This is a genomic window from Cyanobium sp. BA5m-10, from assembly GCF_024346255.1.
In the GTDB taxonomy this organism is placed as follows: Bacteria; Cyanobacteriota; Cyanobacteriia; order PCC-6307; family Cyanobiaceae; genus Cyanobium_A; species Cyanobium_A usitatum.
Window position 1 is genome coordinate 1 of sequence record NZ_JAGQCP010000065.1, and the last position, 10,963, is coordinate 10,963.

Genomic DNA, 10,963 nt, shown 5'->3' on the forward strand with positions numbered 1-10,963 from the left:
GATCGTTAGTGCCACTGAAACCCGCAGCGCCACCAGCCTGCTGAGCCGCTGCAAGAGCTTCGCCTACGGGGCCTCGATCCAGGCCCGCCGCCAGGCCCTGGAGGCGGGCGCCGACGACGCCCTGCTGGCCAGCTCCGCCGGCGGCCTCTGCTGCGGCACCAGCGCCAACCTGCTGGTGTGCCGCGGGGGCTCCTGGATCACCCCGCCCCTAAGCAGCGGCTGCCTGCCGGGGGTGATGCGGCAGCGGAGTCTGGATCGGGGCCTGATCACTGAAGCCCCGGTCAACGAGCAAGATCTAGCCAGCTGCGAGGCGGCCTGGTTGATCAACAGCCTGGGCTGCCGGCCGATCAGCCACCTGGGCGCCCTGCCGATAACCAACCCCGCTCCATCTGGCGGCGGCAGCCAGGAGGCGGAGACGTTCTGGCGACAGCTCCTGCAGGCCAGCCCATGACCCGGCGATGACCACCTCCGAACTCTCTCGCCAGCTGGGGCTGCGCAGCCTCACCCTGGCCGTGGTGACGAGCACTATCGGCTCAGGCTGGCTGTTTGCCCCCTTTTACGCCGCCCGCAGTGCCGGCCCAGCAGCCCTCGGCGCCTGGCTACTGGGCGGAATGTTGGCCTTCAGCCTGGCCCTTGTATTTGCCGAACTGGGCTCCCTGGTGAGCAGTTCCGGCGCCCTGGCCCAGATCCCCCTGCTCAGTCACGGCCGCACCGCCGGCTTCATCGGCGGCTGGAGCGCCTGGGTCGCCTACCTGGCCCTGCCCACCATCGAGGTGCTGGCGGTGATGCAATACCTGGCCAGCAGCTTCCCCTGGCTGACGGCCGATGAGGGCAGCGGCCAGGTGCTCAGTGGTCCCGGCCTAGCCCTGGCCACGGCCCTGCTGGCATTGCTGGCCTGGATCAACCTGGCAGGGGTGGGCTGGCTAGCCCGCTGGATCGACGGGCTCACCGCCTGGAAACTGGCCGTACCCCTGGTGATCTCGGTCACGCTGATGCTGGCTTCGGGCCACTGGGGCAACCTCACCGCCAGCCGCCTACCCCCGGGCGAAACCCTGCAGGGCATGGTGACGGCGATCAGCAGCGGCGGGATTTTGTTTTCGCTGCTGGGTTTTCGCACCGCCATGGATCTTGCCGGCGAAACCCGCCGGCCCCAGCGCACCGTGCCCCTGGCCATGGCCCTAGGTCTGGCTATCTCCCTTGGCATCTACCTAATCCTGCAGCTGGCCTTCCTGGTATCCATCCCCCCCGACCAACTAGCCGGCGGCTGGGGCCGGCTTGAGCTCACCGCCCACGGCGGACCCCTGGTGGCCCTGGCCATGGGCCTGGGTCTCGGCTGGGTGGAGCGGCTGCTACTGCTAGATGCGGTGATCTCCCCGAGCGCCACGGCCATGGCCTACATGGGCGCCTCGGCGCGGGTGAGCTGGATGATGGGGCGCTGCGGGCTGCTGCCCAGCAGCTTTGGGCGGCTCAACCGCCAGGCCGTGCCCTCAGTCGCCCTATTAGTGAGCCTGGCCATGGGGGTGTTGATGCTGCTCAGCGGCCCCAGCTGGCAAACCGTGGTGAGCTTCCTCACCGCCACCTTGGTGATCGCCCTGGCCATGGGCCCGGTAAGCCTGGTAGCCCTGCGCCGGCAGTTGCCCGATGCCCAGCGGGCCTACCGATTGCCCTGGGCCGGTGTCTGGTGCAGCTCAGCCTTCGTGCTGGCCACCTGGGCGATCAGCTGGTGCGGCACCAGCTCGCTGCGAGGAGCCAGCCTGATCGTGCTGGTGCCGACCGGGCTGTTTGCCCTGGCCGATCGCCAGCACCTACGCCATGGACTTTGGTGGTTTCTGTACCTCGGCGGCATCGTGGCCATCACCTGCGTGCCGCTGGGCCTATTAGCCCAGCTGGCTGCGCTAGCTATCTGGGCCCTGGTGGTATTTCCGATCGCCACCAGCTCCCGCCTACCTCAGTTGCAACCCATGGTGGAAATGCGATAGGTGAAACCAGTGGCCGCCTGGTCTGCGCTGGCACCAATCTTGAAGTTGAGCTGGCTCACGGTTTTGCCGGAAATGGCGGGGAAGGGGCCCCACATGCGGCCGGTACCCATCTGGGGTGCAAACGACTCATTTATCACCTGCAAGCTGGAACCGTCAGTGAACTTGAGATAGCCCTGGATGGGGTAGGTGGCACTCACCGAGGAGTTGGCGGTGAAGAAGAACTTGTAGCTGCCGTAGGGCTGAGTGACGAAGAAATCGGTGTTCCAGTTGGGGCGGCCAAAGGGATTGCCTGCACCAATCGTTTTGGTGACGACGTTGGTGGTGCCATCGCCACCCACTGGCGCTAGGAACTGGCAGGTTTGGGCCTGAACTGGAGCCAAACCGGCAACCAGGGTGGTGCTGCACATACCGGCCGCGAAGACCGCCACAAGGGAAGGGCGCATCGAATTTCTAGCTGACTTTGATCAGCTTATTTTTAGCCTCAAACGCTCAAGAAGCGCTGGATCATCTCCGAGCTGAGATCGGCCGTGGCGCCACTGGCCACGATGCCGCCCTTCTGCATGGCGTAATAACAGTCGGATTGGCGCACAAAACTGGCGTGATGCTCCACCAGCAACACCGAGATGCCAGTCTCTCGAATGATGCGGCTCACGGCCCGCTGGATGTCGAGCACCACCGAGGGCTGAATGCCCTCCGTGGGTTCATCGAGCAGCAGCAGACGGGGCTTGCCAAGCAGGGCCCGGGCGATGGCCAGCTGCTGCTGTTGACCACCGGAGAGGTCGCCGCCACGGCGAGCCAGAAACTTCTCCAGCACAGGGAATAGCTCAAACACCAGCGGGTCGATATGGCGATGGCGACCCATACCCCCCGGCAGGGCTTCCAGACCCAGCAGCAGGTTTTCGCGCACGCTGAGCTGGGGAATGATTTCCCGCCCTTGGGGCACATAGCCAATGCCCGCCCCGGCGCGGCGGTGGGGGGCCAGGCCGCCGCAGTCGCTGCCTGCCAGCTCAATGCAACCGCTGCGCTGGGGCACCAGGCCGATGATCGACTTGAGCAGGGTGGTTTTGCCAACTCCATTGAGCCCGATCAGGCAGGCCATCTGACCTGGCGCGACCGATAGATCGACGTTGCGGAGAATATGGCTCTCCCCGTAATAGACGTTGAGCCCGCGCACGCTTAGCAAGCGGCTGGCCTCGCCCTGGGGTGGGGTTGTCATGGTGGCAGAAGCAGTCATACGTCGTCCTCAACACCGAGATAAACCTCGATCACGCGGGGATCGCTCTGCACCTTCTCCATCGTGCCCTCACAGAGCACGTGACCCTCATGCAGCACGGTTACAGGGCAATCGAGCTCTCGAATGAAATCCATGTCGTGTTCGATCACCAGCACGGTGTGGTCGCCCGCAAGGCTGCGCAGCAAAGCACCGGTGCGCTCGGTCTCCTCCTCGGAAAGGCCGGCCACCGGCTCATCCACCAGCAGCACATAAGGGTCTTGGGCCAGCAACATGGCGATCTCAAGCCACTGCTTCTGCCCGTGGGAAAGGCTGCCGGCCCGCCGGGAGGCATGCACCTCGAGGCCAACCACCGCCAGCAACTCTTGGACCCGCTGGCGCTGACGGCTATCGAGGCTGCCAAATAGCAGCTTGAAGGGTGAGTGGCTGCCCTTAACAGCCAGCTCAAGATTGCGGCGAGGGCTGAGGTTTTGGTAGACGCGCGGGGTCTGAAATTTGCGACCAATCCCCAGCCGAGCGATGCGGTGCTCAGCGATGCCTAGCAACGAGCGCCCCCGAAACACCACGTCGCCTTTGGTGGGGCGCACCTTGCCTGTGATCACATCAAGGAAGGTGGTTTTGCCCGCACCATTCGGGCCGATCACAGCCCGCAGCTCGCCGGGTGCCAGGGAGAGGTTGAGATCGTTGAGGGCCCAAAAACCATCGAAGCTGACGCTGACACCGCGTAGCTCCAGCAACGGGGCGACCAAAGGGGCGGCAGTAGACGAAGTCATGGGGCACCTCCGGGAGGCAGATCGGACCTAAAGGCCTGGCGCTCCGCCTGCGCCGCGGGGTCGAGATCCAAGCCTGGATAAGTGGGCGCCAATGCTGGCCAGCCAACCATGGCCTGGATATGGCGCGGGCCACCCTGACGCCACCAGCCCACCAAGCCATCAGGCAGCGCCGTGACCACCAATAGGAACAAACCACCCTGGATAAACAGCCAGGTTTCCGGCAGTTGTTCACTCACCAGGCTCTTGGCGTAGTTGATCAGAACGGCACCAAGCACGGCTCCGATCAAGGTGCCGCGGCCCCCCACCGCCACCCAGATCACCATCTCAATAGAGAAAGGTACTGCCATGTATTGGGGCGACACAATGCCGGACTGCACGGTGTAGAGGGCACCGCTAACGCCAGCCATGGCACCGGCAATGGCAAACACCAGGGTTTTGTAAGCCGTGGGGTTGTAGCCGGTGAAGCGCAAGCGCGGCTCGTCATCGCGGATGGCGATCAAGGCATCGCCGAAGCGACCACGGGTGAGCCAGCGGCAGAGCAACCACGCAGCCATCACCAACACCACAGTGAGCCAGAAAAGGTTGCGCTGCATGGCATCACTGCCCACCAGCTCCCCAAAGATCCGGGCGGTATCAGTTTTGAGGCCATTGGTGCCATTAATCAGCTTTTGCTGGCCATTAAAAAAGTTGAAAAAGACCAGCAGGGCCGCCTGGGTAAGAATCGAAAAGTAGACCCCCTTGATGCGGTTGCGAAAAACTAAATAACCAAGCACACCAGCCACCAAGGCAGGCAACACCCAAATACACAAGCCCGTAAACACAAAAGACTGAAATGGCTGCCAAAAAACAGGGAGTTGCTTAACTCCATAAAGCCCGAAAAACTCAGGCAACTCCCCAGGCGCCAGAGATAAGAGCTGCAAATGCATGCCAATGGCATAGCCACCTAGGGCAAAGAAGATGCCCTGACCCAGGCTCAGCATGCCAGTAAAACCCCAGATCAGATCTATACCCAGGGCTACGATTCCCAGGGACAAAAACCGCCCCAGCAGGTTGAGCCGGAACGGCGGCAAGATCGCCGGCAAGATCAACGCTGCTGCCACAAGCAGCAGCCACGGCAACCAGGTGCGCAATTTCGCCATGGCTCAGGCCTCCACCAGCCGTCCCTTCTGCGGGAACAGGCCAGCGGGCCTGAACTGCAGGAACAGGACGATCAGAGCAAACACGAGCACCTTTGCCATCGAGGTGGTGGCAAAAAATGTGATCAGCTCATTTAGCCCGGCTGGCATAGCTGGCCAGAGCAGCAGTAGGGAGCCGGAGCCGATCACATAGCTGAGAACTCCAATACCCAGGGCCGCTACAACCGTGCCGAGAAGTTTGCCAACCCCACCCAAAACCACCACCATGAAGCAGTCAACGATGTAGTTACCGCCGAGGTTTGGGCCCACCGAGCCAAGCAAAGTCACAGCCACTCCAGCCACTCCAGCCAAGCCCGATCCCACCAAAAAGGTGAGCGCATCGACGGTTTCGGTAGGAATCCCCAGGCAGTCGCTCATCGAGCGGTTTTGGGTAACGGCCCGGATGCGAATCCCCCAGACGCTCTTCTGAAGGAACCAATGCACCGCCACCAGGGCAATCGCCGTAAGAGCAACAATGAACAGGCGTGCCGTTGGCATATTGACACCGCCAAAATCAACCGAACCCCGCAACCAGAGGGGAGCAGTGACGTCTAGGTTACGAGCGCTAAACCAGGGCTGATCCAGCACCCGAACGCCACCTAGCCCGGTAGCCAAGATGATGCCAATTAGGCCGGAAATTACCCAGCTAGCCACTGCAAGCAATGGGGTCCAGCGCCGTTGAGCCCAGGAGCTGGGCCACAGCCGTGGTGCTACCAGCCCCAGAGCCACGGCCACCACAAGGCCCACAACAAAGGCACTGCTCACCGAGCGCACAAATTGCTGCAAAATCAGGCTTACCCCCCAGGTTGCCAAGAGAGTTTCCAACGGCCTGCCATATAGGCGCCGAATCACGGTTTTTTCCAGCAGCAAGCCAGCTAAACCACTCACTAAAAAAGCAAGCGGTATCGCCACCAAAATGTAGATAGGGAAAAGACCCTCCAGAGGGCCATTTTTAAATAGGTTTTGCACCACGAAGGTGGTGTAAGCCCCGAGCATCATCAACTCGCCGTGGGCCATGTTGATGACCCCCATCAAGCCAAAGACTACGGCCAAGCCAAGGGCGGCCAGCACCAGCACCGAACCGATGGCTAAGCCATTGAAGAGTGTGTCGTAAAGAAGATCCATGGCGCCCAACAGGGCTCGGCAAGGGAAAGAAAAATAAAAACGAAGTGAAAAGGGGGAGCTAAGCTCCCCCGACCTGAAGTCAACAGGAAAGCTGAAGGCTCACATCTTGAACTTGCCAGCGTCAGGACGATCCTGGGTCCAATCGCAGGTGTAACCCTTGGTTTCGGGAACAAACTGGTTCCAGGCAATCGGCTTGAGAACTCCCTTGTTCTCGATGATCTTGAACATGCCGTCCTTTTGGACCTCACCAATCATCACCAGCTCGGTGGTGTGGTGATTGGGCTGCACCTCGATCTTGCCCTGGGGGGCATCGAAAGTCACACCGATTAGCGCCTTACGCACTGCGTTGTCGTCAACGCTGTTGGCCTTCTCAGCCCCAGCGGCCCAGAGGTACACCATGTTGTAGGCGGATTCAGCCGGGTCGTTGGTGACCCGATTCTCGCCGTACTTGGCCTTGAAATCAGTAGTGAACTTCTTGGAAGCGGGGGTATCGAGACTCTGGAAGAAGTTCCAGGCCGCATAGGTGCCTTCCAGATATTCGGGGCCGATTGCCGCAACCTCCTCCTCAGCAATTGAGAAGCTCATGATCGAGTAGCCATTGGCAGGGGTGATGCCAGCAGCCTTCATCTGCTTGAAGAAGGCGACGTTGCTGTCACCGTTCAGGGTGTTGACGATCACGCCACCCTTGGGCAGGGCCTGCTTGATCTTGGCAATGATCGGAGCCACCTCGGTGTTGCCAAGCGGCAGGTAGTCCTCACCCACCAGATTGCCGCCCTCAACCTTGAGCTGCTCCTTCATGATCGTGTTCGCGGTGCGCGGATACACGTAATCGGAGCCCACTAGGAAAAAGTCCTTGCCCTTGTTCTTGAGCAGCCAAGAGACAGCCGGCTCAGCCTGTTGGTTGGGGGTGGCACCGGTGTAGAAGATGTTCTGGGAGCACTCCTGACCTTCGTACTGGATCGGATAGAAGAGGAAGTGATCCTTGGCCTCAAACACAGGCAGCATCGCCTTGCGGCTAGCTGAGGTCCAGCCACCAAACACCACAGCCACCTGATCCTGATCGATCAGTTTTTTGGCTTTCTCAGCGAAGGTGGGCCAGTCAGAGGCACCATCCTCTTCGACGGGAACAATCTTCAGCTTCTTGCCATCGATGGTGATCCCGCCCTTGGCGTTGATCTCCTCGATCGCCATCAACTCGGCTTCCGCCACCGTGTTTTCAGAGATGGCCATGGTGCCGGAGCGGGAATGGAGGATCCCCACCTTCACTTCACCGTCAAAATCGCCAGAGGCTTTTTCGCCGCCGCCGCCGCAGGCCACCAGCGAAAGGCTGGCTGCCATCGCCGTCGCACCAGCGACATAACGAATGGTGGTTTTGCGCATCAGGGAAGACTTCATAAAAACTCCTACGGGAAACCGCTGAATGTCCCGCTGCTGTTTAGCGGTCAGTGGAAGGTATCCAGTTGTCACACGTTGGCCCTGTAGTGGTTGCTACGAATCTCGCAAAAGCCCTGCGACCTCGAAGGAATCCAGAAAGTCCCACAAAACAGCAGCAACAATCAGCCCCGGCGCCGTATCGCTCGACACCAATTACACAATGCCGAGATGGTCTCAGGGCTTGCTCAGCAAATGCTCACCAACTGAATTCGCCCACAACTCGCCTAACCCCAAACAATTTGATTCCTACCGAGTAGCATCGGATACTGAGATCGCCGACGGCGTGGGACTCCGAAGGCGGCTGTTTACAACCCAGGTCACTACTCTTGCTATCGTCTCTGTGGCGACTGTAGGCGGGTGGTTCCTTAGCGAATGGGTTAGCCAAAATGCCGGAGCCCAGGCCCGTGAAGTGGCCTTTGAGTCTGATGTCATAAGGCACCTCAGCTTTGAGATGCTCCAGTCTGTGCCGCACACGGCTCAGTACATGGTGCAAGGCGGGACAAGCGCGCTAAGCGATGAGCTGAACCATGACATCACGAAGCTCAAGAGCTTCCGCACCGCCCTCGATGAAAAGCTCACAACCCTGAGCCGGCTATCTAGAACCAACGCACTCCATCGGGAACTAGAGGCTATCCGGCTGCTCTCAGTCCAGGTGCAACGCAACCTGGAACAGACGGCTGCTGAAGTTAAAGAACTGCAAAAACAAAACAAACCACTTAGCCTAACATTGATACAACGAACAACTCAAGACCGAACAATTAGTGAGATTCGGCGACACGGCGAAGTCTTGGCAAATCTGTACAACGAAAAAGCCCAAAAGCTTGATGCTCTTAAAAAAGAGCAATATTCAGCACGTCTTTTGGGTATGGGCATCTGGATGGCTGGGCTTGTGCTGGGCTGGGTAGTGGGCTTGAGCTTTGCCTGGCGCACAGCCGATCGGATTCTTAAACCGTTGCTACAGCTAGATGAGCTGATGCTGAACCCTGATAAAAATATAGCCACAACCCTGCAAAGCCCCAGCTTCAGCAAAGCCCCCCGGGAAATCATTAGCCTCAGCGGCAGCTTCTACAAATTGGTCACTGAATCCCTATCACTGACAGCACAACTCAGGGACCTAGCCAACACGGATGGGCTCACCTCAGTAGGCAACCGACGCCGCTTCGACGAGGTTTTCAGCCAGGAGTGGAAGCGGGGCCTGCGTAGCGGCCAACCCTTGAGTTTACTTATGTTGGATGTGGACCATTTCAAGCTTTACAACGATAGCTACGGGCATGTTGAAGGAGACCTCTGCCTCGGGAAAGTTGCAGATGCGATAAAAAGCAAGGTGCTTCGCAGCACCGACCTTGTCTGCCGTGTAGGTGGCGAGGAATTCGCTATTCTGCTGCCGGAAACTGGGTTGACCGAAGCCTATCGACTGGCGGAAGCCATTATTAACGCCCTGGATTCCGCCTGCATCGACCATGAATCCAGCCCAGTTGCCAGCTGGGTTACGGCCAGCATTGGGGTCGCCAGTGGGATACCTCAACAGGGGACCAGTCAACGTCAGCTGATGGAAAAAGCCGACCAAGCTCTCTACCACCGCAAAAGCAATCTGGGGCGCCATGGTGTCACGGCCGCAGATACCTTGGCCTAGCTCGACCTAGCCCCCGGATTGCAGGGCCTGGCGCAGGACCGTGCCGTCAACCGGGGGGAGTGGTGATGCAGTAGGCACCAGACCCAGATAGGCCTGCACGTCACGGACTGTGCTGAGGTTGCGCTCTAGAACGCCGCCTTGCACAAAGAGGGGCTCCTGGTTGGCCAAAGAGAAAAACACCAAACCCTTCAACGAATCACGGAATCCCCGTTCGGTTACACCCTCCCGACGGGCCATGGTGGCGATCGCGGCGTCAGGGTTGGCAGCCGCCTCCTTGTGGGCAGCCTGCCAGACCCTCAAAAGCCGTGCCACTAAAGGCCGATTGGCCGAAAGGAACTCGGGATCAGCAACCAGAATGTCGAAAATCTGGCCAGGAATTTCACGGCTAGTGAATAGGGGGCGAACCTTACCTGTAGCAATTGCTTGGTCGGAAAAGGGTGGGAACAGCGCTGCCGCGGCAACTTCACCCCTGGCTAGAGCCTTCGGCATCGCCTCCAATGGCATTGGCCTCAGTTCCACATCCTCCAGGCCTAGACCATTGAGGGCTAGAGCGCGGCTGAGCACAAAAGGTCCCAGGGTCGACGGAGTGATGGCCACCGGGCGAGAGCGAAGCTGGGCAATAGAATTCAAAGACCGGTCAACTACCACCTGATCGGCGCCCCTGGATTCATCAAGCACCAATACCACCACTGGGCAACGCTTCGGCACCCGCTGACAGATGTCAACGGCTTCAACGGTGGTCAGCTGGGACAGCTTCAACTCTCCCCGCAGGTAAGCGTGGACAATATCTTGGGGATTCGTATAGTTTTTGAGGTCAAGCTTTAAGTCATAACGCTGATCTAGTTTACGGTCCTGGGCTAGCGAAAAATACTCATAGCCAGGCCAATTGCTGACCGGAACGGTAACAGTGGCTACCCCAGCCCCACAGCCCGCTGCACTCAGAAGCAGGCCAGATGAAGCACCCAGGCGCAGCAAATATCGTGGAAAGGCAGACACAGGAGAGATCACCACGCCGTAAATGGACCCGGGAAAGAGAGATGCCTAATCTTGTTTCCATTCAGCACATTACCAAAAAAATCACGGCAGCTGGGCCCACAAAAACTTCTCCACCGCCTCTAGTCCTTCGCCGCTGCGGATGTTGGTGAAGCACCAAGGGCGCCCAGGGCGCATGCGTTCGGTATCGGCTGCCATCACCTCGAGGCTGGCTCCCACCATGGGAGCCAGGTCGATCTTGTTGATCACCAGCAGATCGGAGCGGGTGATCCCCGGGCCGCCCTTGCGAGGGATTTTGTCGCCGGCGGCCACATCGATTACATAAATGCAGAGGTCCACGAGCTCGGGGCTGAAGCTCGCGGCCAGGTTGTCGCCGCCGCTCTCCACCAGCACCAAATCCAGATCGGGGAAGGCCGCCTCCAGCTCGGCGACCGCCGCCCGGTTGATCGAACAGTCCTCGCGGATGGCGGTGTGGGGGCAGCCACCGGTTTCGACGCCGCGGATGCGCTCGGGCTCAAGGGCCCCAGCTCGGGTGAGGAACTGGGCATCCTCCTGGGTGTAGATGTCGTTGGTGACAACCGCCAGCTGCAGGCGATCGCGCAGCCGCCGGCAGAGGGCCT

11 protein-coding genes are annotated in these 10,963 nt (G+C 60.0%); 3 read left to right on the top strand and 8 right to left on the bottom strand.

Annotation, left to right across the window (positions count from 1 at the left end):
* A partial coding sequence (locus KBY85_RS14485; RefSeq protein ID WP_254962174.1) for an aminotransferase class IV occupies nucleotides 1-451 on the top strand: 451 nt, incomplete at its 5' end.
* Between the two features lie 7 nt (nucleotides 452-458).
* Nucleotides 459-1,979 (top strand): APC family permease, encoded by a 1,521-nt coding sequence (locus tag KBY85_RS14490; RefSeq protein ID WP_254962175.1) that lies wholly within the window; start codon nucleotides 459-461, stop codon nucleotides 1,977-1,979.
* Here the strand turns inward: KBY85_RS14490 and KBY85_RS14495 are convergent.
* The 6 genes from KBY85_RS14495 to urtA form a co-directional block, all read right to left on the bottom strand.
* Nucleotides 1,949-2,422, bottom strand: coding sequence for a hypothetical protein (locus KBY85_RS14495; RefSeq protein ID WP_254962176.1), 474 nt, complete (start codon nucleotides 2,420-2,422; stop codon nucleotides 1,949-1,951). The two genes, KBY85_RS14490 and KBY85_RS14495, sit on opposite strands and share 31 nt — an antisense overlap.
* Before the next feature lie 38 nt (nucleotides 2,423-2,460).
* Nucleotides 2,461-3,195, bottom strand: coding sequence for an urea ABC transporter ATP-binding subunit UrtE (gene urtE, locus KBY85_RS14500; RefSeq protein WP_254962177.1), 735 nt, complete (start codon nucleotides 3,193-3,195; stop codon nucleotides 2,461-2,463).
* Nucleotides 3,196-3,209: 14 nt separating this feature from the next.
* On the bottom strand, nucleotides 3,210-3,959 hold the full coding sequence (urtD, locus tag KBY85_RS14505) for an urea ABC transporter ATP-binding protein UrtD (protein ID WP_254962184.1): 750 nt from the start codon (nucleotides 3,957-3,959) through the stop codon (nucleotides 3,210-3,212).
* A 20-nt stretch (nucleotides 3,960-3,979) separates the two neighbouring features.
* Nucleotides 3,980-5,122: an urea ABC transporter permease subunit UrtC gene (gene urtC / locus KBY85_RS14510; protein ID WP_254962178.1), complete on the bottom strand. Its 1,143-nt coding sequence runs from the start codon at nucleotides 5,120-5,122 to the stop codon at nucleotides 3,980-3,982.
* A 3-nt stretch (nucleotides 5,123-5,125) separates the two neighbouring features.
* Complete coding sequence (locus tag KBY85_RS14515; protein WP_254962179.1) at nucleotides 5,126-6,283, bottom strand: urea ABC transporter permease subunit UrtB; 1,158 nt, start codon at nucleotides 6,281-6,283, stop codon at nucleotides 5,126-5,128.
* 99 nt (nucleotides 6,284-6,382) lie between these two features.
* A complete protein-coding gene (urtA, locus tag KBY85_RS14520) occupies nucleotides 6,383-7,678 on the bottom strand; it encodes an urea ABC transporter substrate-binding protein (RefSeq protein WP_254962180.1) in 1,296 nt (431 codons plus the stop codon).
* A gap of 448 nt (nucleotides 7,679-8,126) precedes the next feature.
* Here urtA and KBY85_RS16000 point away from each other — a divergent pair, with 448 nt between their 5' ends.
* Entirely contained in the window at nucleotides 8,127-9,350 is a 1,224-nt protein-coding gene (locus tag KBY85_RS16000; protein WP_254962181.1) for a GGDEF domain-containing protein, read from the top strand.
* 6 nt (nucleotides 9,351-9,356) lie between these two features.
* Here KBY85_RS16000 and KBY85_RS14530 read toward each other — a convergent pair whose 3' ends face one another.
* Both KBY85_RS14530 and ureG read right to left on the bottom strand, forming a co-directional pair.
* On the bottom strand, nucleotides 9,357-10,325 hold the full coding sequence (locus tag KBY85_RS14530; protein ID WP_396121893.1) for an ABC transporter substrate-binding protein: 969 nt from the start codon (nucleotides 10,323-10,325) through the stop codon (nucleotides 9,357-9,359).
* A 102-nt stretch (nucleotides 10,326-10,427) separates the two neighbouring features.
* A partial coding sequence (gene ureG / locus KBY85_RS14535) for an urease accessory protein UreG (RefSeq protein WP_254962182.1) occupies nucleotides 10,428-10,963 on the bottom strand: 536 nt, incomplete at its 5' end.